The sequence below is a fragment of the Bradyrhizobium sp. ERR14 genome (genome assembly GCF_014198235.1).
Lineage (GTDB): Bacteria > Pseudomonadota > Alphaproteobacteria > Rhizobiales > Xanthobacteraceae > Bradyrhizobium.
This window is the reverse complement of record NZ_JACIHD010000005.1, coordinates 1-26,790: the sequence shown is the minus strand read 5'-3', so window position 1 is coordinate 26,790 and position 26,790 is coordinate 1. Positions and strand designations below refer to the sequence as shown.

The window sequence follows — 26,790 nt, the reverse complement described above, 5'->3', positions numbered from 1 at the left end:
AACGCTATGCTACTCCTTCCGCCCGGACAGCTGCTCTTTCAGAGCCGCGAGCTTGGCGAAGGGCGAATTCGGATCGGCCGGGCGATCGCGCTCGCGCGGATTTGCGCTCGAGGCGTAGGGACGCAGCGAGGGTCCGCCCTGGCGGTCGCGGCCCTTGTCGCGGTCGCGGCCACGGTTGTCACGGCCCTTGTCGCGATCTCCGCCGAACTTGCCCTTGTCGCGATCGCGCCCCTTGTTGTCGCGATCCTTGCCCTCGAAGCGGCGGTTCCTGTCGTCGCGCCCCTCGGGACGCGGCGCGCCTTCGCCACCTTCGCGCGGCTTGCGGAAGTCTCTGCCGCCGTCCCTGCGATGGCCGCCATGACGATGGCCCGGCTTGGCGCCGTCGGCTGCTTCGCCGGGCGCGGCGCTCGCTGCACCGGGTGCAGCGCCAGCTTCAGCGCCTCCTTGCGGACGCTGATGGTGGTGACGCTGGTGACGATGGCGCTCGTGGCGCGGCTTGCGGTCCTCGTGACGGCCGCCGGGACGCCAGACCTCGATCAGCTCGGGCTCGGCGGGCGTCGCCGCAGCTTCGACAGGCGCGGCGGCGTCGGGTGACGCGGCGGCTTCGGTTGCGGCCGTCTCGGCCGGAGCGGCTTCGAGGCCGGCAGTCTCGGTGGGCGCAGCGGGCTCTTCCGCCGGCGGCGCAATGCCGGGGGCGTCTTCGGGCGTGACGGGGGCCTCGGGAGAGGCTTCGAGCGCGGGCTCTGCCTCCTGAGCCGGCTCGTCCTGCAGCTCCATGCCGGGCGCATCTTCGACCGTGACCGGCTCGGCGACAGCTTCGGTGGAGGCTTCCGCCGGCAGGCCGGCAACGGCCTCCGCCGCGGTCTCGGTCGAAGTCTCTGTTGCGGATTCGGCGCTGCCTTCAGCCGGCGGCGTCTCGGCCGCGACCGTTTCCACCACGGCCGGCTTTTGCGGCAGCGGCGGACGCTTCTCCATGCGATAGCCGAGGGCACGCAGGACCGAGGCGAAATCCTCGCCGGCCGAACCAGTGAGCGAGGTCATCGCCTGGGTCACTACGAAGCCGCGGCCATCGAAGGCGCCGGCCGGCTTTTCGCCGGACGCGTTCTCGCGCCAGGCCAGCGCCGGACGGATCAGATCGGCAAGACGCTCCAGAATGTCGACGCGCACGGCGCGTTCGCCGGCCTGCTTGTAGCCGAGCACGCGATAGGCATCGCGCGGCAGGGCCTTGTCGACCGGGAACGAGGTGCGGCCCGAGGATGCCAGATGCTGCGCGCCCGAGAGCGAGGACAGATCGACATTGTCCTGCTTCAGCGCCCAGAGCAGCGCTGCGAGCGCGCGCGCGGCGGGCTTCAAAAGGCCGGGGAAATAGATGTGATAGGCGCCGAAACGGACGCCGTATTTGCGCAACACCGCGCGCGAGGGCTGGTCGAGATCCTTCAGCTCGTTGGCGATCTTGGGACGCTCGAGCACGCCGAGCGCCTCGACGAGCTGATAGGCGATGCCGCGGGCGATGCCGGTGACGTCCTCGGCCTTGGAGAGCTCGAACATCGGCCCGAGCAGCTTCTCGACATGGGTCTTGAGCCAGAGCTCGAGCCGGGCCTGCACCTTCTCGCGGGGGCCGCCGGTCAGGCGCTCGTCGGAGATGATGCGGATGCGCGGATGCAGCGCGTCCTCTGCGGCAGACAGCCGCGCCACGGCGTCGCCGGTCCAGCGGATGATGCCTTCCGAGGTCAGCACGAACTGATCGTCCGGCGCATTGCCGAGCTTTTCGGCGCGCGTGTTGATCTCGCCGGCGAGCACTGCTTGCGCTGCAGCCTGCAAGGCTTTCGCATCGGAGCCAGCTTCCGCCGCATCCGGTGCAAAGGTGAAGCCATCGAGACGGCCGATGACATGGCCTTCGACGATGACTTCGCCGGTCTTGCCGATTTCAGTATTCAAGCTCGTGTTCTCCCGCAGGCGGCGCATCAATACACTGGTCCGGCGATCAACGAAACGCTCAGTCAAGCGTTCATGGAGCGCATCCGATAATTTATTTTCGACCTCCCGCGCGATCCCCTGCCAGCGTTCGGGGTCTTTCAGCCAGTCCGGGCGGTTGGCGACGAAGGTCCAGGTGCGGATCTGCGCGATCCGGGCCGACAGCGTGTCGATATCGCCGTCGATGCGGTCGGCCTGGGTGATCTGGGCCTCGAACCAGGCATCGGGGATGCATCCCTTCCGCATCAGGAAGCCGTACAGCGTGGTCACCAGCTCGGCATGGGCGGCCGGCGACAGTTTTCGGTAATCGGGGACCTGGCAGGCCTCCCACAGCCGCTCCACCGCCGCCTTGCCATGCGCGATATCGCGCACCTCGACGTCGCGGGCGGCGTGATCGAGCACGCGCATGTCCTCGGCAACCGGCGCGCGCGTCAGCGCCTCATGGCCGGGGGCGAGGTTCAGGGACACCTGGAGCGCGCCGAGCGAGGAGAAATCCAGCCTGGCGTTGCGCCATTGCAGCATCTTCACGGGATCGAAAGTGTGGTTCTGCAGCGCGTTGACGAGCTCGGGCTCGAACGGCGCGCAGCGGCCGGTGGTGCCGAAGGTGCCGTTGCGCGTGGCGCGGCCGGCGCGCCCCGCAATCTGCGCGAATTCGGACGGCGTCAGGCGGCGGAACTGGTAGCCGTCGAACTTGCGGTCGGAGGCAAACGCAACGTGGTCGACGTCGAGATTGAGGCCCATGCCGACGGCATCGGTGGCGACGAGATAATCGACATCGCCGTTCTGGAACATCGCCACCTGCGCGTTCCGCGTGCGTGGGCTAAGCGAGCCCAGCACCACGGCGGCGCCGCCATGCTGGCGGCGGATCAGCTCGGCGATGGCGTAGACCTCGTCGGCCGAGAACGCGACGATGGCAGTGCGGCGCGGCTGGCGCGTGATCTTGCGGTCGCCGGCGAATTCGAGCTGCGACAGGCGCGGCCGCGTGATCATGGAGACGCCAGGCAGCAGCCGCTCGATGATCGGGCGCATCGTGGCGGCGCCCAAGAGCAGCGTCTCGTCGCGGCCGCGGCGGTTGAGGATGCGATCGGTGAAGACGTGGCCGCGTTCGAGATCGCTCGCGATCTGGACCTCGTCGACGGCGAGGAAGGAAAGGTCGAGGTCGCGCGGCATCGCCTCGACGGTCGAGACCCAATAGCGCGGATTCCTGGGCTTGATCTTCTCCTCGCCGGTGACGAGCGCGACCGCTTCGGCGCCGACCCGGCCAGCGATCTTGTTGTAGACCTCGCGCGCGAGCAGGCGCAGCGGCAGGCCGATCATTCCCGACGGATGCGCCAGCATCCGCTCGATGGCGAGATGGGTCTTGCCGGTGTTGGTCGGCCCGAGCACCGCAGTGACGCCGGCGCCAGGCACCCGATCGGACGGCGCGCGCTCGGAAGCGAAGGGGGAGGAGGAAAAGGGCATCTGGGGGATTAGGTAGTGGCGATTTGGGCGAATGTCAGTGCTGTCTGGGGCGGGGGCGGGGCTTGGGGCTGATCCGCCCACCATCAGCCCGTCATCCTGAGGCGCGAGCCATGCGGCGCATCGCGCCGCATGGGGAGCCTCGAAGGATGAACGGCCCGGGTGCCAACCCAGCGAATGTCCGTGGCGCCAGCCGGGCCCGTCGCCCTTCGAGGGCCGCTGAAGAAGCGGCCACCTCAGGGTGACGGGATGTGGCAGCGGAGAATCCGGCGCCTCCCCAAACCTCGCGCAACTGTCTCACTTTGCGACGCTTTTCCCGTTGGCTTTAAGCTTCGGAACGACTCTAGAACGAATCGCGGCCGAATCGCTGACTCCCCCTGGAGTCATGTTCCGTTCACGCAACATGTCGCGGGAGTCTTGTTGGCTGCAACTAGATGGAGTTTTGGGCCGCCGTACAAGTGACGTTTCGATGGCGCAAACCCTTAAGTTGGGGACGACGCGGAGTCGAATCAGAATCGGGGAGGAGTCAAATGGATTCCAGGATCGAGGCCGCCCAAACTCGTTTTCGCGAAAACAACCCCATGCACAGTAGGGATGTGCTTGAAATCACGACACTTCTTCCGTCATCCTGAGGTGCGAGTGGCGCGGTGCCCAGCACCGCGCCGGGAGCCTCGAAGGATGGACGGCCCGGTTGCGGCGGCTGGCGCTGGTTTTCTCGCGGTGAGAGGCGGGCTGTCGCCCTTCGAGGGCCGCCAAAGAGGCGGCCACCTCAGGGTGACGAGTTAACAAAGGACAGGCGCGGAAACAGCCGCTTACTGCGTCTTCGCCACCCTTGGCGGCTGGGCCGTGGTGATGAAGCTGGTGGCTTCCAGCATGGCCGGGCCGAGCGGCGTCGGCACTTTCAGCCAGAACGGGACCAGGATGCGGGTGCCGGCGACGGGGGCAAACGCGATCTCGATGTTGCGCTGGGCGGCGAGGTATTTGATGACGGGGCGGTCGGGAATGTAGCCGGCCACGGGCACGAAATAGAGCGAACAGACCACCACCGGGCCATGATAGCCCTTCTCCGCCTTCACGCTCTCCATGCGCTTGAAATCGAGCTTCAGATCGTAGCGCATGCGGCCGTCGAACACGGGCGCCGAGTTGTGGCAGGCGTCCGGCGAGACGGGGTCGCCATTGCCGGGCACGCGCAGCAGCGAGGCCGTCATGGGGTCCCAGACGCCGCGGCGATGCGCGTCGGTGACGACGATACGGTCCGGATCGACCGGCGGCTCCGGCAGAATGGCAAAATCCTTCACATTGCCCTTGTCGAGCGTGATGCGGATCTCTTCGGTCTTCTTCGAGGTGGTGGTGGAGGCCTGGTAGCCGGTCGCCACCAGCGCGCCGTTGACGATGCGCCCTTGGCTAGCGCCGGTGCCGGACCCGCCGGTGAACGACTTCAGAAGCCCCGAGGTGCCGCCCGCGGCCGCCGCCGAGAACACGTCGTCCTGGATGTCGATGTTCCATGCGCCCTTGCCGACGGGAATGCCGGCCAGCGAGGCCTCATACTGCGCCTCGAGCTTGCCCTGTGCCGCTGCCGGCACCGCGCCCCACGCCACCACCAGGCCGCAAAGCGCCGCCAGCCAGCCGGCAAAGCGCGGGCCGACTGAGCGCTGTTCTGGCGCAAAAGGGGACGGTGTGAGCACGAAACAATCCAATCGGGGCGCGACGGTTGTTACTTAAGCCAAAAACCGCGGCAAACAATGTGTCCGGGCGTATCGAGCCGGGAACTCCACCGGAGTCTTCAGGCGCGAATACGCCCTTTATGTGATGGTAAGGCGCGACAAACATTGCCGTTTTGGTGATCGGGGGGTAGCCGCGGGCTCCCAGCCTCTCCCGCTTGCGGGAGAGCACAGGCCGCCTTCGGCGGCCGTCCTCTTGAGAACGCCTCGGCGGAGCCTCGGCTATGGCGAAGCGCGGGTGAGGGCTTTCTCCTCTGGGTGGCACTAGCTAGTGTCCCCCAGAGGAAAGAGCCCTCACCCCACCCTCCCCCGCAGGCGGGAGAGGGAGCGCACCACCCCGGCGGCCCCAAAAGACCGCCCAAAACCTTGACTGCCCGCCCCTTCCCCCCTATACGTCCGCCCGCTCCCTGCAAGGACAAAAGAATTAGCCCCCGTGGCGCCCAGAATGGCGGCCGCAATCGTTGGGGGATCGAACTCAAGGATTTATGCCATGTCTCGCCGCTGCGAACTGACGGCCAAGGGCCCCCTCGTCGGCCACAAGGTCAGCCACTCCAACATCAAGACCAAGCGCCGCTTCCTGCCGAACCTGGTCAACGTGACCTTCATCAGCGAAGCCCTGGAGCGCAACGTGCGCCTGCGCGTCTCCACCAACGCGGTCAAGAGCGTCGACCACAATGGCGGCCTCGATGCCTTCCTGCTCAAGGCCAACGCCGACGTCCTGTCGCCGCGCGCCCTCGAGCTGAAGCGCGCCATCCAGAAGAAGGTCGGCCCGACGACCGCGCCGGCCAAGAAGGCCAGCTGAGTTTTTTAGGTTAGGGCGGGGGCTAAGTTGCGTCGCGTGGCGTAGGCTTAGCGAAGTAAGAGTTTGCGTTGCGGCCGGATCGGAAGATCCGGCCGTTTTTGTTTTTGAATTCGGCGACATTATACCTCCGCCGACCTTGCCCAGAATCCTTTGCCCGTTATGATCGTGAAAAACGACATTTCAACTACGGGGGTAGTAGGTGGGGCTCAGTGTCAGCCAGCTGCGGGCGATCGCGCAGCAGCGCGATCGATATCAAACGCAGCTGAATCGGCTGAAAGCTCTCGGCAAGCAGACGTCGTGCATCGAAGCGGCAGTCTCAAGCGCTTGCGATACTCTTGAGAGCGGCACCACGTCATTTGTCATCTACGGAGAGCCCCAAAGCGGCAAGACAGAAATGATGATCTGTCTCACCGCCAAAATGTTAGATGACGGACATCGGGTCGTCGTCCACCTGTTAAATGACAGCGTTCAGCTACTCCAACAAAACTTGGATCGTTTCCAGCGATCGAAACTATCACCGGCTGCTCGCAACTTCTCAGATGTAATTGATCCCGAATACTCACTATCCGCCGGATACCACGTCATCTTCTGCAAGAAGAATGCGAGCGACTTAACAAAACTAAATCAGAAATTGGAGCGGATCACCGACAAGGTCATCATCGACGATGAAGCGGACTTCGCGACGCCGAACGCTCTAATAAACAAGGGCGACGTCACTAAGATAAACGCGCTCATTAAGAAGCTGATCAGCCACGACGGCATCTACATCGGCGTGACCGCAACTCCCGCTCGGCTAGACCTGAACAACACGTTCGACAATGACAACGAGAAATGGGTCAACTTCCCTCCGCATGAGGCCTACACAGGGCAAGACGTTTTCTTTCCTCTAGATACTGATGTGCAATTTTCCCTGCACACACTTCCCGACACTGACGACAGCCCGAAATACTTGCGCGAGGCCATCTTTCGATTTCTGGTGCGAGTTGCCGCGCTCAACTTAGCGACCAAGGCCGACGAAAATTTCTCGATGCTCATACACACGAGCGGAAAGAAACTCGACCATAAGTCGGACAAGAGGCCAATCGACGACGTAATGAACACGCTCTCGGATACGCACTCGAAGAAATTTGAGTCGTACACACACGAGATTGGCAAGATCGCAACCAAGCTATATGGCCCTGAGCAAGCGAGCAGCATCCTAGCGTACATCGTGACGAACTGCGATCAGACCAGCACGGTCATAATGAATAGTGAACGCGACAAGAACGTCGACTTCAAATCGGCCACCTCACCTGCCGCCATGTTTACATTCGTCATCGGCGGCAACATCGTTTCAAGAGGCGTGACTTTCGACAATCTGCTCTCAATGTTCTTCACTCGAGATTCAAAGCACAAGATACAACAAGACACCTACATTCAGCGCGCTCGGATGTTTGGATCGAGAAAGAAACATCTCCCCTATTTCGAACTCACCATACCCGAGCCACTGTATCTAGACTGGCAACGCTGCTTTGCTTTCCACAAGTTGGCGCTTGAAGCGATCAAGACGAAGAAGGGCTCACCCGTTTGGCTGGCCGACCAGCGAATCGCAGCCGTCGCGTCCAGCAGCATCGACAAGGCGAATGTAGTTCTCGACAAAGGCGAGATGACATTTCCGATCTTCGACTACTCTTCGGACATCGAGCGGTTTCTGCACGGCTCTAATGACCCGATCAGCAGCTTGCGGCGACTACAAGAGAAAATAGGCAACGACGCGCTGCCAGACTATTTGATCCGATATGTGCAGCGCATACTTCCGAACGGCCCGACATCAATCGCCCTACATCCATCGAGCACCATCGAAAACATGAAGGATGCCGACAAAGATAAAATCGAGCGAAGGAAGGGACTTTTTGGTCAAGCCAAACGCGAATCCCCCGATGCGTTGCATCATTTCAAGATTTTCTATAACTCGAAGAACAAGGCACGATTGATCTACAGGTTCAATGGCAACATTACTTTTTTAAAGAATGTCAAAAATGTTGGATGACTACGAATTCTATCAAGGTGTCGTTCTTCGACAGCTCGCGGTTGAGAACGACTACTCTATGTCGGTGTCATTCCGCCCTTTTGTCCGAGAGGGCCGCATCAACGCCTTCGTTATGAACGGACGTGTTGGCGTTTACATCAAGCACTCATCCAAGAGGATGTCGCCTTGGCGCTTCACCTTCAACATTGAGCAGGCCGCAGACCTTTTGGATTTGGAGCATAAGTTTCCGGACTCCTTTATGGTCTTCGTGTGCGGGACCGACGGTCTGGTAACGCTCTCGTTCGCTGACTTGCACAGCATCGTCGGCTTTCAGGAAAGCGAAAACGCGTGGGTCAGCATATCAAGGCCCCCACGTACACAGTATGAACTGGCCGGCAATCGGGGTGAGCTGAAGTACAAAGTCTCACGGGGAATAGGCACAATCCCTGAAACTCTGAAGACACGAGTACGCGAACGCTACGCAACCGGCTGAGTCAGTCGCCACTCAATAAATTGGACCACTCCGAAGACTTCCCTGCCGCTTCAGCACGAATTGCAACATGAGCAAAGCTTACAAAAAGACCATACAGCAGGCGCTCGGGCGCGATCCAGTACACCCGTTTCCCGCTCGAATGGCTCCGGGGATCGCACTCGACATCCTGACTAACGAGCAAGATAGAATTCGAGTTCTCGACCCCATGATGGGTTCCGGAACGGTGCTTGCGATGGCACGGGCGAGCGGCCATTCGGCGATCGGCATAGACATCGATCCACTGGCCGTTCTGCTAGCGCGCGTTTGGACAACGTCGGTAGACACATCGCAAGTTAGGCGAGCTGCCGCTCGTGTCTTGGAGCGAGCGAAAGATGCCTTCCCAGAGCGCAGTGTCGGGGACGCTTATCCACGAAACGCAGATCCGGACACTCGTCGATTCGTTCGATACTGGTTCGACGGTTACGCCCGTCGTCAGTTGAGTTCGCTTGCCGAAGCGATTTTCGATACCAAAAGCGAACCCGTGAGAGACGCGTTGTGGTGCGCGTTCTCGCGTCTGATCATCACTAAGCAGGCTGGCGCCTCGTTGGCGATGGATCTATCGCACAGCCGTCCACATCGGGCATTTGAAAGCGCGCCCATAAAGCCATTCAATAAGTTCATTGCCGCAGTCGAGCTTGTGCTGAAGAATTGTATCGCCAAGGACCAACCCGATAGGGGGCCAGCGACCCGGACCCTCCTTGGCGATGCTCGCGACCTTCCAATAAGAGCCGGCTCCATCGATCTCGTGCTGACATCTCCGCCATATCTGAACGCAATCGACTACATGCGGTGTAGCAAATTCTCGCTGGTTTGGATGGGATATACGGTCGGTGAATTGGGCAACATTCGCACCGAAAGCGTAGGCACAGAATGCGGCGATCAAGAGGCTCGCGATGATGTAGGCATCCGAGAGATCATTTCAGAATTGCGGCTAACACCTAAGCTTTCCACTCGTCATGAAGCGGTGCTCGCGCACTATATCGATGATATGATGCAAGCCGTTGGTGAGGCGGCGCGTGTTCTTTCGCCGGGCGGGAAGGCCGTATACGTTGTCGGCGAGAATACTGTCCGTGGCACGTTCATTCAGAATGCCAAAATTGTCGCCGCAGTGGCAGAGAGGTCGGGGCTCAACACTGACCGAAGACGTGCACGAACCCTTCCGGCTAACCGACGCTATCTTCCCCCTCCTCCGGCTAAACACCTCACTGCCGAATCGTTGGATACGAGGATGCGGCGCGAGGTGATTCTTTCATTCTCAAAGCCAAGCTAGAACTTCTAACCTCAGGTTCTGAACGCTCGCATTTCCCCTATAATCGCCACGGTGGCATTGTCGGGAGGGGTATGCCGTGGAGCATGAACCCAAACCGACCACCAGACGGAGCCGAAAACCTCGTCATCTGCTGTGACGGCACCGGCAACGAGATTTCGGAGAACATCTCCAACGTCCTGAAGCACTATCGCTGCCTGCGCAAGACGGACAGGACACAGCCGCGGCAGATGGTGCCCTGCGATCCCGGGGGTCGGCCCGGTGCCGCCACCCGTAAACACCCTCCGCGCCCGTTAACCGTTCATTAACCAACGCACCCTAGCCTGCTGTAATCGTCCAGCCATCATTAGCTCGAAATGCCTTCCCGGTTCGCTCCAGGAGAAGCGCCGATGTGCGTTGCGTTGTTGACGTATGCCGATCTCAGTGCCCGCCTCAATATCTCGCGCGAAGCCGCGCGGTCGCTGGCGCGACGACGCCTTCTGCCGCGCTCGCGTTCGGATGACGGCAAGGCCCTGGTGAGCGTTGATCTCGACGAGCTCCGGTACACGCCCCGCCCGCGACGTGCCCGCCGGGCAGACCCCATCGCCGCCTCCATGGCAAGGATCGAGGCCGTCAAGACCGAGGCCTTCAAGGCGGAGATCGCGCGGCTCGAAGACGTCGCAACCGCCTACAGGGCCGTGTTCGAGCGCGAGCGGGAGCGCGCCGATCGCCTCGCCGTCGAGCTGCAGCAGGCGACCGCCGAGACCATGGCAGCCAATGCATGGGCGTCGCGACTGGAAGACGAAGTGACGGCGCTGCGGAGCGATCGCCGGGGCGGCTCGATCGCGGGACACGCCGCGCGTCGATTGGGACATCTGGCCGCCGCCATCGTCAAAGCAGACCGCGCGGCTTGCAGGTAGCACGCGAAGACTTCTCCATCCCCGGCTTGCCGGACCAATCGCGAGGGAAAAATGGCTGGCAATATCGATATTCATGAAATGAAGGCCCGCATCGTCGTGTTCGGTGTCGGCGGCGCAGGCGGCAATGCCGTCAACAACATGATCACGGCCGGGCTGCAAGGGGTCGAGTTCGTCGTCGCCAACACCGACGCGCAGGCGCTGGCCATGTCGAAGGCGAAGCACCTCATCCAGCTCGGCACACATGTCACCGCAGGCCTCGGCGCCGGCTCGCAGCCGGAACTGGGCCGCGCCGCAGCCGAGGAGGCCATCGATGCGATCCGCAATCAGTTGACCGGCGCGCACATGGTGTTCGTAACCGCCGGCATGGGCGGCGGCACCGGCACCGGAGCTGCACCCGTCGTCGCCAGGACCGCGCGCGAGCTCGGCATTCTCACGATCGGCGTGGTCACCAAGCCGTTCTACTTCGAGGGCCAGCGCCGCATGCGCTTTGCCGAGGCCGGCATCGAGGAGCTGCTGAAGACGGTCGACACCCTCCTGATCATCCCGAACCAGAACCTGTTCCGGGTGGCCAGCGACAAGACCACATTCGCCGATGCCTTCGCCCTTGCCGACCAGGTGCTTTATTCGGGCGTGGCCTGCATCAGCGACCTCATCGTCAAGGAAGGCCTGATCAATCTCGATTTTGCCGACGTCCTCTCCGTCATGAAGGAGAAGGGCAAGGCCATGATGGGACGGGGCGAGGCCTCCGGCGAGAAGCGCGTGCTCGCCGCCGCCGTCGCCGCGATCTCCAATCCCTTGATCGAGAACCCCTCGATCAAGCGCGCCAGTGGCCTCATCATCTCCATCACCGGCGGCAAGGATCTCATGCTGTACGAGGTCGACGAAGCGGCCAGCCGCATTCGCGACGAGGCCGACCCGGACGCCAACATCATCGTCGGCGCGTCCTTTGACGAAAGCCTAGAGGGCATCGTCCGCGTCTCGGTGGTGGCGACCGGTATCGACAATCTCGACCCGGCGCAGGCGCTGCCGGTGGAAACCGCCCTCACGCAGCTCGCCGGCAGGCTGCGCAACGACGGCCGCCGCATCGCCGATCGCATCGAGCGTAGCGCACCGATTCCGCAAGCGGGCAGCCCGCCGCTCCGCCCGCAGCCGCACCACCCCGTGGGGCCACCGGCACGGCCGGGACTGGACCATGCGCGGCAGCCGGCGCTTCAGCCGCTCGATTCTTATGGCCGCGCGCCTGCGCGCAATGCGCCCGACGAGGCCGTTCTCGATATCCCGGCCTTCCTGCGCCGCGCCGCCAACTGAGGGGGGCGAGAGCCGCGGTTGCCAATGCCGGAACTAAATCGCTGCTACGCGACAACGCGCTGAGATTAGCCTTGTTCTAGCCAGGCACGCGGTGGCTCCCTCTCCCGCTTGCGGGAGAGGGTTGGAGAGAGGGTGTTTTTCGCAATGGGACACTCCCAATGTGGAAAGAGCCCCCACCCGGCGCTTCGCGCCGACCTCCCCCGCAAGCGCAGGGCTATCGCATATGAATTTCACGAGGACCGTGGGCTTGCTCCGCCTCTCCCGCTTGCGGGAGAGGCCGACGCGCCTCGGGCGATGCGAAGCATCGTCCCGAGAGCGGCGGGTGAGGGTTCTCACCACTCGGGGACATTCGCCGCGATTCTCAACAATCCCAATGCGGAGACAGCCCCCACCCCAGCCCTCCCCCGCAAGCGGGAGAGGGAGCCGACTGCCAATGCCGCCGCTTCGTGCACGCCATAAGCGATAGCCCTGCCCGCAAGCGGGAGAGGGTGAGCGAGCCCGCGGCCCGCTCGATCCAACCAAAAGCCATCCTGCTCCAGATCCGCGCGCTTAGAGCGCGCAGATCATTCACGCTGCCGTGCTGCGCGGGCTCTCCGCGGTTTCCTTCTTGTCCGGCTCCTTGTCGCGCGACAGCCAGGCCGGAAAGCGAAGCAGGCGTTCGTTGGTGTCTTTCGGCAGCTCGACGGGCGGCGCTTCAACGGCCGAACTCGGCAAGTCCAGCGCTGCCTGTCCGGATCGCACCGCATCCGCACGCTGATCCAGCTCGCGCAAGAGGGGATCGAGCACGCTGTCGATCTCGGTCGCCACCGACACGAGGAAACTATTGAGCTCGCGCGCCTCGGGCACGACGGCCGCAGCCGATTCGATCGCGCTGGAGAGACCGTCGACGACGGGCGCAAACGCGCCGGCGGCTTGCTTCACTCGCGTCTTGATCATTTCGATCTCGCTCAGGACGCGCTCGCGCTCCCGCCTTTTCTTCTCTTCGATGAGGCGGGCTTCGATTTCGGCGATCTGGGCCGTCAGGGTCGTGGCTTCGGATGCGAGCGCATCGCGTCGTCCGCGCGCGCGATCGAGATCGCGGCTGAGATTGTCCACTAAGTCGTCCTTTCCGAACATGGCTTTGCTCCGTAGGACAGGCGCTTTGCCCTGTAGGACGGCCTTGGCGCGAACCGCCAGCCTCGCCACCGACCGGATGGCCGGATCGGCCGAAACAGGCATCAACCTCGGTCGCGTCACATGGGCCGACATGGTGATCCCCCCATCGTCAACATTAGGCAACCGCATGGTTAACAAGAGGTTAATATCAACAGATGATGGGCAATGGGGGGCTCGGTGCCTGCGAGGCCGCCTTCGTCTCCTCGCTGCCACCTCTTTCCGCTATACTCGCCCCGGTAGCATCCCCCCGAGGCGCATCCCATGGACCACGCGCGCGACCCCGCCCCCAACCCCTCCCCGAAAAACCTCGTCATCTGCTGTGACGGCACCGGCAATGAGATCAGCGAGAACATCTCCAACGTCCTGAAGCTCTATCGCTGCCTGCGCAAGACCGAGAAGACGCAGCCGCGGCAGATGGTGTTTTACGATCCCGGCGTCGGCACGGTGACGGAGCCGACGACGTGGCACCGGCTCAAGGCCAATATCAATCTGGTGCTGGGGCTCGCCACCGGCTACGGGCTCGATGACAACGTGCTGTCAGCCTATTGCTTCCTGGTCGAGCATTACGCGCCGGGCGACAAGATCTATCTGTTCGGCTTTTCGCGCGGGGCCTACACGGTGCGCGTGCTGGCGGGGCTGATCCACAAGGTCGGGCTGATCAGGCCGGAGCAGGCGAACCTCGCCGGCTCGGGCCTCGTCGCCTACAAGCAATATTCCGGCACCGGGCGCGGCAACGACATCGAAGACCTCAGGAACGTCGCCTTCGACGACCAGGGGCCGCTGCCGAAGGACGAGTTCGATCTCGCGGCGCAGTTCGCGCGCATCACCTCGACGCGCTGGCCGACCATCCACTTCATCGGCGTGTGGGACACGGTGGCGAGCGTGATCGTGCCGCGCGCCGACCGGCTGTTCTGGCCGAGCCTGGAGGAGCTCGCCTTCACGCTGCGCAACCCCAGCGTCAAGATCTTCCGGCAGGCGATCGCGATCGACGAGCGGCGCTGCATGTTCCGCCTGAAAAAATACGAAGAGCCGCAGGAGTTCTGGAGCAACCGCTACGTGCCTGATGAAAAGAAGGTGCCGCAGGACATTCTGCAGGTGTGGTTCGCCGGCGTGCATAGCGACGTCGGCGGCGGCTATCCGGAAGCCGAGAGCGGGGATTCCAAATATCCGTTGCTGTGGATGATCGACGAGGCGGAGAAGGCGGGGCTGAACTTCAACCCGGCGACCATCAAGCAGCTCGCCTGGGGCATCCAGCGCAAGAACTCACCGTTCCAGTATGTCGAGCCGGCCTACACCGGGAAGACGGGCGCGCTGCACGATTCGATGACGGCGGGCTGGCGGCTGCTGGAGTTCTTGCCGAAGAGCGCGAAGTACAAGGAGTGGCCGGAGCGGAAAGTGTTTCTCGGCTTCTACATCCCCGATTGCGAGCCGCGCCCCATCCCCGAAGGCGCGCATGTGCATGAGAGCGTGTTGAAGCGGATGGCGGTGGAGCCGGATTACCGGCCGGTGAATCTGCCGAAGGACTATGTGACGGTGCCGATGCCGGTGGGGCCGCAGCATGCGGAGGCGGAGACGGTGGGGGTGTGAGGAGGGCGGCGCTCTCATTGACGGGTGCAGGTGCGCGCCAACATCACCGCTGTCGTCCCTGCGAAAGCAGGGACCCATAACCACAGGGAGGGGTCTGGCGACGATCAGTCGTTCGGGATTGCTACCGCGCGCAATCGATGAATCACGCGGTATGGGTCCCTGCTTTCGCAGGGACGACAGGGGAGTCTGAGGTGACACCCCACCCCGCTACCGCCGCTTTCTTCCTTCGTCGCTACTTTTCATTAAAATTCTTCCGCCCGCCTTAGCTGGATCGCATCATCTGCGTTCCATCATTGGCTCCGAACCCGCCGCGAGAACCTGCGGAATTGGAGGAGAGTGCCAATGTATCCGCGTAAATATGCCCGCGTGAAGCCTGCCGGGCTGGTGTCGCGCCAGGCCAAGATCATCACCGACCCGCGCGCGCCTGTCATCAACTGCACGCTGATCGACTATTCGCCCGGCGGCGCCTGCGTCGATCTCGGCGGCCAGGTGAACATCCCCGACAGATTTGAACTGCTGCACGTCAACACCAAGAAGCGCTGCCGCATCGCCTGGAAGCGCGGCACGCGCGTGGGCGTGGTGTTTTGAGGGACGCTGGAGTCACAAGCGCCGCTGCGCTGTAGGTGCGCTCCCTCCCCCGCTTGCGGGGGAGGGCTGGGGAGAGGGTGTCTCCGCAGAGGGATTCCCCCAGCGGAGAGAGCCCCCACCCGGCGCGCGGGACGATGCTTCGCATCGCCCGGAACGCGCCGACCTCCCCCGCAAGCGGGAGAGGTTGTAGCGAGCCCGGAGCACGATTGTTCTCCAACAATTCCCCCGTTACTTCCGCATCCGCGCCTTCGCGCCGCCGACGATCTGCATGGCGACGCCGGCGATCCAGCCCAGCAGAGCGAGCCAGGTCCAGACCAGATGCGGATCGAGGCGGAGCACGATGACGGCGACGGAGGCGAGCGCGGTGAGCGTGGCGCAGAGCGTGCCGGCGGCGCTGAGGAATTCGGCGGCGTCGATCTCGCTATGCGCCTCGTCGAACGGCAATTGCGGCGTGTCGATGCCGAGATAGAAGCCGACGAAGCCCAGCACCATCATCACCAGCAGAAAGCCCTGCGTGGTGAGCGCTGATATCGCCGATCCCACATAGGCGCCGACGAACAGCCCGCACGCCGCGCCGGCCATCGCAAGCCCGACACGCTCGAACACATGAGCCGTATTGCGAACACGAAACCGCATGGCAGGCCTCCGCGAGGAGTTGGGTCGCGCAAGGTTAGGCCAGTTTTGCGGGGGGTGGAAGCTGGGGGGATTTACGGATGCGGGAGGTGAGGGGCGTGCGGGGGATGCCGTTGCGTGAGAGACGCGAAAGGCGCGCTTCACATTCCGCTGTCGTCCCTGCCTAGTGCGCAATTGCGCACGGGAGCAGGGACCCATAACCACAGGACGTGGTTTGACGAAGACTCTTAGTTAAGTTGTCAACGTGCACCGCGGGTCATCGCGAGATCACGCGGTATGGGTCCCTGCGTGCGCAGGGACGACGGCGATTATTGCGGCACCGCCATCGTGCCACACACGCACTGGGGCGCCACACCAGCAGCGCGCCTTCACCGCGCCCCGAACGTGGTCTTGCCGAACAGCGCCTTTTGCGTCGAGGGTTGCGAGCGCCAGTATTGCGGCGGGGCTTCGACCTCGCCGCCGACATCGGCGGCGGCGTGCCAGGCCCAGCGCGGGTCGTAGAGCATGCCGCGGGCGAGCGCGATCATGTCGGCCTTGCCGGATGCGACGATCTCCTCGGCCTGCTTGCCCTCGGTGATCAGGCCGACGGCGATGGTCGGCAATCCGGTCTCGCGCTTGATGGCCTCCGCAAACTGCACCTGGTAGCCGGGGCCGAGCGGGATCTTCTGCAGCGGCGAGACGCCGCCGGAGGAGGCGTCGATCCAGTCGACGCCGCGCGCCTTCAGCGCATTGGCGAACTCGATCGTCTGCGCCAGATCCCAGCCGCCCTCGACCCAGTCGGTCGACGACACCCGCATGCCAACCGGCTTGTCGTGCGGGAAGGCCGCGCGCACGGCGTCGTAAATTTCGAGCGGGAAGCGCATGCGGTTCTGCAAAGACCCGCCATATTCGTCGGTGCGCTTGTTGGAGATCGGCGACAGGAACTGATGCAGGAGATAGCCGTGCGCGCCGTGCAACTCGATGGCGTCGATGCCGATGCGCTCCGCGCGCTTGGCGCTGTCGACGAAGGCCTCGCGGATGCGCTTGAGGCCCGCTGCATCCAGCGCCAGCGGCGCCGCCTCGCCCTCCTTGTGCGGCAGCGCCGATGGCGCCACCGTCTGCCAGCCGCCCTGCTCCACCGGGATTAGTTGGCCGCCGTCCCAGGGCCGCGCGCTACTGGCCTTGCGGCCCGCATGGGCGAGCTGCATCGCGATCGCGGTCGTGGAATGCTTGCGCACCGAGGTCAGCACCTGCTTCAGCGCGGCCTCGGCGGCGTCGCTGTAGAGCCCGAGACAGCCCGGCGTGATGCGGCCGATCGCCTCGACATGGGTCGCCTCGATGCAGAACATCGCCGCGCCCGACAGGCTGAGATTGTTGATGTGGGTGAAGTGCCAGTCATTGGCGACGCCGTCGTCGGCCGAATATTGGCACATCGGCGACACCACGATGCGGTTCTTCAACGTCAGGCCGCGCAGCTTGATCGGGGAAAACAGGACGCTCATACGGGGGAGTTCCGGGGGATGAGAGGGGCAGTTGAGAGAGTGTAGTGGGCGGGCGGCGGATTGCCAGTTGCGCGCGGGGAATGGCGGGTAGTGGCGGCACGCATTGCGACCGCGGCTTGACGCGAGACCGCGCCACACATTCTGCCGTCGTCCCGGACAAGCGTCAGTGCAGATCCGGGACGACAGTGGAGATTGGGGCGCGCCCCGGGACGACGGCGGAGAACTACTCCGCCAGCGTGAATTGCAGCAGCAAGGTCCGCTGCAGCATCGAGAAATTATCGTCGGAGATCAGCGTCAGCACGGTCTCGCCGTCGGGCGTGACGTAGGCGTCGATGCCTTCCATGTTGTCGATCTCGTGGCCGAGATCGGCGGCGAACAGCGCCGGGCCGTCGACCAGCGCGCCGGGCGTGATGGATTTCAGGGGGATCGAGCGGATGCGGATGTTGACGCCGGTGAACCAGGAGAATTTGCGTTCGAGGATCAGAAGCTCGCCGCTAGCCAGCAGCACGGCGTCGCTGATGTCGTATTTCTCGGTGCGGCGCACGCTGAACTGGCCGGGCGAGGGGCCGCCGATCAGGAAGGCTATGAGGTTGCCGTCGGCATCCAGCCCGCGCTCGGAGAAGGCGATCAGGGTGCCCGCCAGCGGCATGTTCTGGTCTTTGCCTTTGGGCACGACGACCAGCGCCTCCAGCCCTTTGTTGGAGGGTAGCTTGCGGATTCCCGCCGGCACCGGCACCACCTCGCCGCGCGCGCGCGTGCCGCCCTTGGAGAAATCGTAGCGCAGGATCTGGTTGACGCGCTCGAGCCCGACATAGACGAAATTGCCGTCGCGCGCGATCGATTCCGAATCCCACCACAGCCGCTTTTCCGTGATCGGCCGCCCTTCGGCGCCGAGCAGCGGCGCGGCCTCGACGTCGTCGAGGCCGGTCATCTTGCCACCGGAATAGCGGATGCGACCCGTGAACCAGCCGCCCTGATCGGACACCGCGAGGAAGCCCTCGCCCTTGACGTCGAGCCGGATGCCGGACAGGCCGCCAAAGCCGCGATAGCGCGAGGTCAGCACCAGGCCGCTGCGATATTCCAGCGAGCCGAAGCGCGTCCGCGTGCGGTCACGCGGCTCGAAATTGGGAATGACGCGCGCGTTGACCTCGACGCTGACGGGCTCGACGACAGCGTTCTCGACCTGAAGCGGACGCGGCGGCGGCTCGGCCACCCCTTGCGCCAGCGCGGAGCGGGAGAGTGCGAGAGTGGAGAATCCCGCCGCAGCGTGCCTGAGGAAGCTGCGGCGGGATGGATGCGTGCTCACGAATGCAATTTGCGTCGCGGGCGACCGGCCGGCTGGGTGGGTGCGGTGTTGGTCTCGCTGAAGAGTTCGGCGAGCTTCTCGGTGATGGCGCCGCCGAGCTCTTCGGCATCCACGATCGTCACCGCGCGGCGGTAATAGCGCGTCACGTCGTGGCCGATGCCGATCGCGATCAGCTCGACCGGCGAGCGGGTCTCGATCTCCTCGATGATGTGGCGCAGGTGCCGCTCGAGATAGTTGCCGGGATTGACCGACAGCGTGGAATCGTCGACCGGCGCGCCGTCCGAGATCATCATCAGGATCTTGCGCTGCTCGGGCCGGCCGAGGAGGCGCTTGTGCGCCCAGTCCAGCGCCTCGCCGTCGATGTTCTCTTTCAGCAGGCCCTCGCGCATCATCAGGCCGAGATTCTTTCGCGCACGACGCCAGGGGGCGTCGGCGGACTTGTAGATGATGTGGCGGAGATCGTTGAGGCGGCCGGGATTGGCCGGCTTGCCGGCGGCCAGCCACGCTTCGCGCGATTGCCCGCCCTTCCAGGCGCGCGTGGTGAAGCCCAAAATCTCGACCTTGACGCCGCAACGCTCCAGCGTGCGCGCGAGGATGTCGGCGCAGGTCGCGGCGACCGTGATCGGCCGTCCGCGCATCGAGCCGGAATTGTCGAGCAGCAGCGTCACCACGGTGTCGCGGAACGTCGCCTCCTTCTCGTGCATGAAGGACAGCGGATGATAGGGATCGGTGACGACGCGCGACAGGCGTGCGGGGTCCAGAATGCCCTCTTCGAGATCGAACTCCCAGGCGCGGTTCTGCTGCGCCATCAGGCGGCGCTGCAGGCGGTTGGCGAGGCGGGCGACGATGCCCTGCAGATGCGCGAGCTGCTTGTCGAGATAGGCGCGAAGGCGCTCCAGCTCGTCATGGTCGCAGAGGTCCTCGGCCGCGATGATCTCGTCGAACTTGGGCGCGAAGGCGTGGTATTCCGGCCCGCGCGGCTCGTTCTTGCCGTGCTGGTTCGGACGCGTCGCCTCGCCCGGGGTCTCGTCGTCGCCGAGCTCGCCGTCGTCGAAGGTGTCGGAGGTCGAGGCCTGCGCGCTTTCCATCGCGCTCTCGCTCATCTCTTCCGAGCTCGCCTGCGCCTGGTCGGCGCTCATCTCCTGCGCAGCGTCGGAATCGGGCGAGCCCTCGGCGCCGGACTGGTCGTTGTCGCCGTCCTGGTTCTCGTCGTTCTCGTCATCGTCCTCGCTGTCGGCGTTGCGCTCGTCGCCGATATCGAGCGCCGTCAGGAGATCGTGCACGGCGTCGCCGAACCGGGTCTGGTCCTCGACCAGGGTGTCGAGCCGGTCGAGCCGCTTGCCTATCTTGTCTTCGAGGATGGGACGCCAGAGATCGACCATCTTCTTCGCGGCGGTCGGCGGCGCCATGCCGGTCAGGCGCTCGCGCACCAGCATCGCCAGCGCGTCCGCCAGCGGCGCGTCGGCACGGTCGGTGATCTCGTCGAACTTGCCGCGGTGGAAATGGTCGTCGAGCATCGCGGTGAGATTCTTCGCAACGCCCGCCATCCGGCGCGCGCCGATCGCCTCCACCCTCGCCTGCTCCACCGCCTCGAACACGCCGCGCGCCTGCGGATTGCCGGGCATCAGCTTGCGATGCAGTTTTGCATCGTGACAGGCGATCTTGAGCGCGATGGAATCGGCGTGACCGCGCACGATTGCCGCATCACGCTTGGTCATTTTGCGCGCGGGCTCGGGCAGCCGCGCCTTGCCGGGCGCAAGGCCCGGCCGCTCGGCCGCGAAGGAGACGTCGAGCTCCGGCGTCTTGGCGATCGCCTTCAGGCAGGAGGCCACCGAGCGCTTGAACGGCTCGGTCGGCGCTTCCTTGGTGTTACGGAATTTGGAGTTGGAGGTGGTCATCTGACCCTATCTGTCGTCCCGGCGAAGGCCGGGACCCATAACCACCGGCCGCTCTGTGTCAGGAAACTATCAGCGTCGTTATATTGAGACATCACGCGGTGGGTCCCGGCGTTCGCCGGGACGACACACCGAGAGAAATCAGCTCAGTGCCACGTTGACCGCCGATTCCGGCAGCTCCGCGTTGAAGCAGCGCTGGTAGAACTCGGCGACCAGGGGACGCTCGAGCTCGTCGCACTTGTTGAGGAAGGTGACGCGGAACGCAAAGCCGATATCGCCGAAGATGTCGGCGTTCTCAGCCCAGGTGATCACCGTACGCGGGCTCATCACCGTCGACAGATCGCCATTGGCGAAAGCGTTGCGGGTGAGATCGGCCAGGCGCACCATCTTGTTGACGATGTCGCGGCCTTCCTGCGTGCGATAGTGCTTGGCCTTCGCCAGCACGATCTCCACTTCCTCGTCATGGCTGAGATAGTTCAGCGTGGTGACGATCGACCAGCGGTCCATCTGGCCCTGGTTGATCTGCTGGGTGCCGTGATAGAGGCCCGAGGTGTCGCCGAGGCCGACGGTGTTGGCGGTCGCGAACAGCCGGAAGGCCGGATGCGGCTTGATCACCTTGTTCTGGTCGAGCAGCGTCAGGCGTCCGGAGACTTCGAGCACGCGCTGGATCACGAACATCACGTCGGGGCGGCCGGCGTCGTATTCGTCGAACACCAGCGCGACGTTGTTCTGCAGCGCCCAGGGCAGGATGCCGTCGCGGAATTCGGTGACCTGCTTGCCGTCGCGGACCACGATCGAGTCCTTGCCGACGAGGTCGATACGGCTGATGTGGCTGTCGAGGTTGACGCGGACGCAGGGCCAGTTCAGGCGGGCGGCGACCTGCTCGATATGGGTGGATTTGCCGGTGCCGTGATAGCCGGTCACCATCACGCGGCGGTTGCGCGCGAAGCCGGCGAGAATGGCGAGCGTGGTGGCGCGGTCGAAGCGGTAGTCGGAATCGACTTCGGGCACGTGAGGATCGACTTCGGAATAGGCGGGGACTTCGAGATCGCTGTCGATCCCGAACACCTGCCGCACCGACACCTTCATGTCGGGCTGACCGGAAACTTCCTCAACTTTGGACAGAGCGGCGGTCGTCATCAATCCTCCGAGGTCCCGGGCGGTCCCGAAACCGGTTATTCGCACGTTGGCTGCGGCTGGGTGCTGAAAATCAACCTATCAGAGACAACGTGCCGGCAGAAGCCCGGCCACCAATCAAAGTTCCGTTGTCTTTTCATTTAGATAGGCAAGGAACGCAGATTTTGGAGGGCTGCCTTGCGAATCACGCCCAAATTCGGGCGCGTCATGCCCGTTCCGTGCGAATGGCACTTTGGCCGTATGCGGTTACTTATGTAGAGTCCAAAGCTCCGAGCTCCAGCCCCTCAAGAGACGACGTGACGTCCTTCCTTGATCCCCTCATATCCTTCGTTTCCGCCCATCCGTGGCTGGCCTATCTGACCCTATTCCTGGCGGCCCTGCTCGAAGCGGTCCCGGTGGTGGGATCGGTCATCCCCGGCTCGACTATCATCCTAGCGCTGAGCGCCCTGGTTCCGGGCGGTGAGCTGAAGCTGCCATGGGTGCTGCTTGCCGCCGCCACGGGCGCCGTGCTGGGAGACGGCTCGGCCTACTGGATCGGGCACCGGCAGCAGCGCGAGATCCTCAACACCTGGCCGCTGACCAACTATCCGCGCGTGGTCGCCGAGAGCGAAAGCTTCTTCCACCGCTTCGGCACCTGGGCGGTGTTCTTCGCCCGTTTCGTGCCGCCGATCCGCGCCTTCGTGCCTGTGACCGCCGGCGCGCTCGGCATGGCGCCGGCAAAGTTCTACGCCGTGAACATCCCGGCGATCCTGGTCTGGGCTCCCGCCCACGTGCTGCCGGGCGTGCTGGCGGTATCGGCCCTGCACGAATACGCCGGGCTGCATCACCACGGCCATGTCGGCAAGCATATCTGGGTGTTGACGGTGGTTGGGGTTGCGATCGTTGGCGGCGTTGGCGTGTGGATCTATCGGCGGCGGAATGGCAGCGGTGTCGCGGCGGCGAAGCGGCAGGGGTAGGCTGCCGCCACACCAAAGGTGTCGTCCCTGCGAAAGCAGGGACCCATAACCCCAGGGAATAATTTGGCGAGACTGGGCCGTTCGGTACGCCTGCCGATCGCGCCGATAAATCACGCGGTATGGGTCCCTGCTTTCGCAGGGACGACAGCAGAGAGATATTCTAACTAACCCCCACCCTTCGCCCCGGCGCCGGCCCCACATACCTCGCCCTTGGCCTGATCAATTTCCCGAACTGCAACTGCTCGCTGGCGTGCGCGATCCAGCCGACGCTGCGGGCCATGGCGAACAGAGCGAGCTCGCTGCCGGTGGGGAGGCGCAGCGCGTGCACCAGCACCGCGAGGGCGTAGTCGATATTGACGAATTCGCCGGTCGCCTCTGCGATCCGCTCCGGCACTTCGCGCGTGAACTTTCGCGGCGCGCCTGCACGAGACAGCGCATTCAGCAGCGATTGCGCGCGGGGATCGCCGCGCTTGTAGACGCCATGGCCAAAGCCGGCAAAACGTTCGCCGAGCGCGACGCGCTCGCGCACCATCGGGGCGACGTCGCGATCGATCAGGGTCCTGACGAGCTGCGAAGCCAGCACGCTCGCGCCGCCATGTTTGGGCCCCTTCAATGCGGCGAGACCGGCGATCACGGCATCGTAGAGATTGAGGCCGGTCGAGGCCGCGCAGCGCGCGGTGAAGGTCGAGGCATTCAGTTCGTGATCGGCGAGCAAAACGAGGGCGCGGCGGATCAGATCGGGCGCGTGCTTATTATCCGCCGCCCAGGCTGTTGCGATCTGCTGATGCAGCGGCTCGGCCGAGGGTTCGGCATTGAGCATGGTCGCGACCAGCAGCCGGACGATGCGGCCACCGACCATGGCGCGGCCGTCGGGCGCGCGGGTGAAGGCACGGGGATCGACGCTCGCGGCCAGCGCGAGCACGGCGATGGCGCGGTCGATCGGCGCGGCCCGGCGTGCGGCTTGCCCGATCGTGCGCATTTCTTCGGAGAGCGCGGGCTGATTGTCCGGGGCGAATGGATCGACCTCGGAGACATCCCAGAGCAGCGTCGCCGTGTGCTCCAGCGTGTCGTGCTCGGCGAGATCGACGCAATTGACGCCGCGATAGATCGCCCCCTCTTCGGTGATGGTGGAGATCTCCGTGTCCATCACCGGCAGGTCGGCGTCGAAGCTGCGCAGGCCGCGCGGCTCCGGCGACGGCACCCGGCGCTCCTTCAGCGCGCGGACGTCCTCGGCACGGTAGCGGTTTTTTCGCGAGTCCTGCGTCGGCTCGGAGCGGATCAGGCCGCGGCTGACATAGGCGTAGAGCGTGGCCGGCGAGATCGCGAGCTCGGCGGCGGCTTCCCGGGCAGAGAGGTAAAGCCCCTCGGAATTATTCATATTGATTTATGTAATCAAGATTGATCAATCTGTCGAGAGGGTCGAATCTTCCCTGGTGCAACGCAAAGGGAGATTTGGGTCATGAACATCCACCTCACCAAAAGCCAGATCGGGCTGGACGGCGTTCCCGCGGCCGAGACCGTGCTGAGCCATGTCGACGGCGAGCGCGGCGAACTGATCATCGCCGGCGAGCATGTCGGTCGCCTCGCCGCTCTCTCGAGCTTTGAGGGCGTCACCGCCCGGCTCTGGAACGGCGCCAGCAAGACCACCCTCACCGAAGCCAATGTGCGGGCGAGTCTCGGCCTTGCGCGCGAGCGCGCCTTCGCGCGGCTGCCGGACCTGCTGCCGGCAACGCGCGGCATGGGCGTCATCGACGGGTTTCGCGCGGCCGTCGCGGGGCTGCGCGCGGAGAACGGGCTGGAGCACGAGGCAACGATCGTCGGCGCGTTTCCGGTGATCGCAGGCGCGCTGGTCCGGCGCGCCAAGGGGCTCGAGCCGGTCGCGCCGGATCCCAATGTCAGCCATGCTGCCGATACGCTTCGGATGTTGCATGGGCGCGCGCCGGCCGCACGCGAAGTCACCGCGCTCGATGCCTATCTCGTCACCGCCAGCGACCACGGCATGAACGCCTCGACCTTCACCGCGCGCGTGGTGGCTTCGACGCAGGCCGATCTGTTTGCCGCGGTAACCGCGGGCTATTGCGCCCTCACCGGCCCGCTGCATGGCGGCGCGCCTGAGCCGGTGCTGGAAATGCTGGACGCGATCGGCTCGCGCGAGCGCATCCAGCCCTGGGTGGATGCGGCGCTGGCCCGCGGCGAGCGGATGATGGGCTTCGGCCATCGCGTCTACCGCGTGCGCGATCCGCGCGCCGATGTGCTCAAGACCGCAGTCGAGGCGCTGGCGTCCAACGGCACCGATTTGCCCTTCGCCGGCGAGGTCGAGGCCTACATCCGCGCCGCCTTGCGCAAGAAGAATCCGGAGCGGCCGCTGGAGACCAATGTCGAATTCTTCACCGCGATCCTGCTCGATGCGCTGGCGATCCCGCGGCAGGCGTTCACGCCGATCTTCGCAGTCGCGCGCGCCGCAGGCTGGACCGCGCATGCGCGCGAGCAGCAGCGGACCGGGCGGTTGATCAGGCCGAGCTCGTCGTATGTGGGGGCGATGCCGGAAGCTTGAGAGCGGATGTCTCCGCGAGCCCGGAAATCGTAGGGTGGGCAAAGGCGCACTTGCGCCGTGCCCACCATCAATCCGAAATCGCAACAGGCGCGTGGGCACGCTTCCGCCGTCGCTCTTCGAGCTACGGCGGACAAGTCGCTTTGCCCACCCTACGATACTAGCGCAAGAGGAGACGGCGTAGCCAATCACTCCGCCGTCGTCCCTGCGAAAGCAGGGACCCATACCGCGTGATTTATCGATAAGAGGCAGGTGAGAGTACCGCCGCGAGACTCTTCAGCTACGAATCTTCGCCAAACGTCTCCCTGGGGTGGGTCCCGGATCTACGCTCCGCTTCCCTGCGTTCGCAGGACGACACCGAGGGTGTGGCGCCGGGGTGCCTGGCACCTACACAGCGCGCGCAAAGGCCCTACGCCTCGCGCACCACCGTCTTCAGATAATTATAGGCCTTGATGATCTCGATCAGGCGATCTTCCGTCGAGCGGTCGCCGCCATTGGCGTCGGGGTGGTGCTGCTTGACCAGCGCCTTGTACTTGGTCTTGACGTCGGCGAGCGTGGAATCGGGGCCGAGGCCCATGACCTGGAGCGCCTTGCGCTCGGCGTTCATCACCTTGCGCGTCTCGGCCTTGGGCTGAGCATCCGGGCCCTTCCGCCAGCCCGCGCGGCCGTTGATCTCGCTGAACATGCTGAACGGGTCGGCCGCCATGTCGATCTCGGCTTCCGCACCCTTCTTGCCGCCATTGGCGCCCATCTTCCAGGTCGGGCGGTGACCGGTCAGCGCATCCTTCTGATAGCGCGCGACGGCATCGGCGTTCATGCCGGAGAAGAAATTGTAGTTCTGGTTGTACTCGCGCACGTGGTTCAGGCAGAAGTGCCAGTACTCACGCTGGTTCTCACGGCCCTTCGGCGCGCGATGCGCGCCCTTGTTCTGGCATCCGGCCCATTCGCAACCGACCGCGGTGTCGCGCGGCTTCACTTCCGGCTGCTTGCCCCGCGGCTTGACGCGGATGGAGTCGAAGAACTTTGATGAATCGATCGGCATGGCTGACTTTGACTACGCAATGCAAAAACCTTCAAGTCTTGACATTGCAATTCGCTGCAAACCCGGCAAATAACGGGTGTGATCTCTGCACCCGAATGGCACAACATGGCTATGCGCGACACTATCAGCAACAAGTTGCAGGAAGCTTTCACGCCGGAAAGCCTGCAAGTCGTCGACGAGTCACATTTGCACGAAGGCCATGCCGGCCATCGGCCCGGCGGTGAGACGCACTTCCGTGTTTATATTGTATCTGATGGCTTCAAAGGGAAGAGCCGGGTCGAGCGCCATCGCATGATAAATTCGGCGCTGGCCGCGGAACTCTCCGGCAGCGTGCACGCGCTGGCGATCCAGGCAAAGGCGCCGGGGGAAAGCTGACTTCGCTTACCCTCCCCTGGAGGGCAGGGGAATCGCATATGGGTTTTGTCTAGCTATTGCATTGGAAGGCAAGACGGATTCTGAAGACGACTCCCGGAAGACGGAGGGGGTCGGA

The 26,790-nt window shown here is 64.2% G+C and carries 21 protein-coding genes and 1 pseudogene; 12 read left to right on the top strand and 10 right to left on the bottom strand.

All coding sequences use genetic code 11. The features are described 5' to 3' along the window. Positions 1 to 9: 9 nt before the first annotated feature. The gene (locus GGD62_RS16185) at positions 10 to 3,435 is read right to left on the bottom strand and encodes a helicase-related protein (protein WP_183709037.1); all 3,426 of its coding nucleotides are present in this window, start codon (positions 3,433 to 3,435) and stop codon (positions 10 to 12) included. Between the two features lie 809 nt (positions 3,436 to 4,244). Further along, the gene (locus GGD62_RS16180; RefSeq protein ID WP_049814784.1) at positions 4,245 to 5,054 is read right to left on the bottom strand and encodes a DUF3108 domain-containing protein; all 810 of its coding nucleotides are present in this window, start codon (positions 5,052 to 5,054) and stop codon (positions 4,245 to 4,247) included. A 589-nt stretch (positions 5,055 to 5,643) separates the two neighbouring features. On the opposite strand from GGD62_RS16180, the gene rpmB reads away from it, so the two are divergent. The 7 genes and pseudogenes from rpmB (at position 5,644) to ftsZ (ending at position 11,969) form a co-directional block, all read left to right on the top strand. Continuing rightward, complete coding sequence (gene rpmB / locus GGD62_RS16175) at positions 5,644 to 5,955, top strand: 50S ribosomal protein L28 (RefSeq protein ID WP_183237845.1); 312 nt, start codon at positions 5,644 to 5,646, stop codon at positions 5,953 to 5,955. A 199-nt stretch (positions 5,956 to 6,154) separates the two neighbouring features. Further along, on the top strand, positions 6,155 to 7,984 hold the full coding sequence (locus GGD62_RS16170; protein ID WP_183709036.1) for a Z1 domain-containing protein: 1,830 nt from the start codon (positions 6,155 to 6,157) through the stop codon (positions 7,982 to 7,984). Beyond that, entirely contained in the window at positions 7,974 to 8,456 is a 483-nt protein-coding gene (locus tag GGD62_RS16165) for a hypothetical protein (RefSeq protein WP_183709035.1), read from the top strand. The genes GGD62_RS16170 and GGD62_RS16165 overlap by 11 nt, the downstream gene beginning before the upstream one ends. Positions 8,457 to 8,523: 67 nt before the next feature. Further along, on the top strand, positions 8,524 to 9,765 hold the full coding sequence (locus GGD62_RS16160; protein ID WP_183709034.1) for a hypothetical protein: 1,242 nt from the start codon (positions 8,524 to 8,526) through the stop codon (positions 9,763 to 9,765). 83 nt (positions 9,766 to 9,848) lie between these two features. Next, a pseudogene (locus tag GGD62_RS16155) lies at positions 9,849 to 10,013 on the top strand (phospholipase effector Tle1 domain-containing protein); the annotation flags it as partial. A gap of 138 nt (positions 10,014 to 10,151) precedes the next feature. Next, a complete protein-coding gene (locus GGD62_RS16150; protein WP_183709033.1) occupies positions 10,152 to 10,661 on the top strand; it encodes a hypothetical protein in 510 nt (169 codons plus the stop codon). A gap of 51 nt (positions 10,662 to 10,712) precedes the next feature. Further along, positions 10,713 to 11,969, top strand: a complete 1,257-nt coding sequence (gene ftsZ, locus GGD62_RS16145; protein ID WP_183709032.1) for a cell division protein FtsZ — start codon at positions 10,713 to 10,715, stop codon at positions 11,967 to 11,969. A 567-nt stretch (positions 11,970 to 12,536) separates the two neighbouring features. On the opposite strand, the gene GGD62_RS16140 is transcribed toward ftsZ, so the two are convergent. Then, positions 12,537 to 13,085 carry a hypothetical protein gene (locus GGD62_RS16140; RefSeq protein ID WP_246800136.1) on the bottom strand — a complete coding sequence of 183 codons (549 nt, stop codon included), beginning with the start codon at positions 13,083 to 13,085 and terminating at the stop codon, positions 12,537 to 12,539. A gap of 300 nt (positions 13,086 to 13,385) precedes the next feature. On the opposite strand from GGD62_RS16140, the gene GGD62_RS16135 reads away from it, so the two are divergent. After that, positions 13,386 to 14,711 carry a DUF2235 domain-containing protein gene (locus GGD62_RS16135; protein ID WP_183709031.1) on the top strand — a complete coding sequence of 442 codons (1,326 nt, stop codon included), beginning with the start codon at positions 13,386 to 13,388 and terminating at the stop codon, positions 14,709 to 14,711. A gap of 342 nt (positions 14,712 to 15,053) precedes the next feature. Continuing rightward, positions 15,054 to 15,299, top strand: coding sequence for a PilZ domain-containing protein (locus GGD62_RS16130; RefSeq protein WP_026201681.1), 246 nt, complete (start codon positions 15,054 to 15,056; stop codon positions 15,297 to 15,299). A gap of 228 nt (positions 15,300 to 15,527) precedes the next feature. Here GGD62_RS16130 and GGD62_RS16125 read toward each other — a convergent pair whose 3' ends face one another. The 5 genes from GGD62_RS16125 to cobS all read right to left on the bottom strand — a co-directional run bounded on the left by GGD62_RS16125 (position 15,528) and on the right by cobS (position 21,754). After that, entirely contained in the window at positions 15,528 to 15,935 is a 408-nt protein-coding gene (locus GGD62_RS16125; protein WP_018320584.1) for a hypothetical protein, read from the bottom strand. A 365-nt stretch (positions 15,936 to 16,300) separates the two neighbouring features. After that, entirely contained in the window at positions 16,301 to 17,413 is a 1,113-nt protein-coding gene (locus GGD62_RS16120; RefSeq protein ID WP_183709030.1) for an NADH:flavin oxidoreductase/NADH oxidase, read from the bottom strand. Positions 17,414 to 17,636: 223 nt separating this feature from the next. Beyond that, positions 17,637 to 18,719: an esterase-like activity of phytase family protein gene (locus GGD62_RS16115; protein WP_183709029.1), complete on the bottom strand. Its 1,083-nt coding sequence runs from the start codon at positions 18,717 to 18,719 to the stop codon at positions 17,637 to 17,639. Next, positions 18,716 to 20,617 (bottom strand): cobaltochelatase subunit CobT, encoded by a 1,902-nt coding sequence (gene cobT, locus GGD62_RS16110; protein WP_018320581.1) that lies wholly within the window; start codon positions 20,615 to 20,617, stop codon positions 18,716 to 18,718. Before cobT ends, GGD62_RS16115 begins: the two co-directional genes overlap by 4 nt. Before the next feature lie 138 nt (positions 20,618 to 20,755). Then, positions 20,756 to 21,754 carry a cobaltochelatase subunit CobS gene (cobS, locus tag GGD62_RS16105; protein ID WP_092261308.1) on the bottom strand — a complete coding sequence of 333 codons (999 nt, stop codon included), beginning with the start codon at positions 21,752 to 21,754 and terminating at the stop codon, positions 20,756 to 20,758. Between the two features lie 293 nt (positions 21,755 to 22,047). Between cobS and GGD62_RS16100 the strand changes: the two genes are divergently transcribed. Then, complete coding sequence (locus GGD62_RS16100; protein WP_183709028.1) at positions 22,048 to 22,707, top strand: DedA family protein; 660 nt, start codon at positions 22,048 to 22,050, stop codon at positions 22,705 to 22,707. Positions 22,708 to 22,867: 160 nt separating this feature from the next. On the opposite strand, the gene GGD62_RS16095 is transcribed toward GGD62_RS16100, so the two are convergent. Then, entirely contained in the window at positions 22,868 to 24,085 is a 1,218-nt protein-coding gene (locus GGD62_RS16095; RefSeq protein WP_183709027.1) for a citrate synthase family protein, read from the bottom strand. 81 nt (positions 24,086 to 24,166) lie between these two features. Here GGD62_RS16095 and GGD62_RS16090 point away from each other — a divergent pair, with 81 nt between their 5' ends. Beyond that, positions 24,167 to 25,261 carry a citrate synthase/methylcitrate synthase gene (locus GGD62_RS16090; protein WP_179732168.1) on the top strand — a complete coding sequence of 365 codons (1,095 nt, stop codon included), beginning with the start codon at positions 24,167 to 24,169 and terminating at the stop codon, positions 25,259 to 25,261. A 406-nt stretch (positions 25,262 to 25,667) separates the two neighbouring features. Here GGD62_RS16090 and GGD62_RS16085 read toward each other — a convergent pair whose 3' ends face one another. Continuing rightward, positions 25,668 to 26,300, bottom strand: coding sequence for a J domain-containing protein (locus GGD62_RS16085; protein WP_018320576.1), 633 nt, complete (start codon positions 26,298 to 26,300; stop codon positions 25,668 to 25,670). Positions 26,301 to 26,405: 105 nt separating this feature from the next. On the opposite strand from GGD62_RS16085, the gene GGD62_RS16080 reads away from it, so the two are divergent. Beyond that, positions 26,406 to 26,675, top strand: coding sequence for a BolA family transcriptional regulator (locus tag GGD62_RS16080; RefSeq protein ID WP_092261312.1), 270 nt, complete (start codon positions 26,406 to 26,408; stop codon positions 26,673 to 26,675). The last annotated feature ends 115 nt before the right edge of the window (positions 26,676 to 26,790 follow it).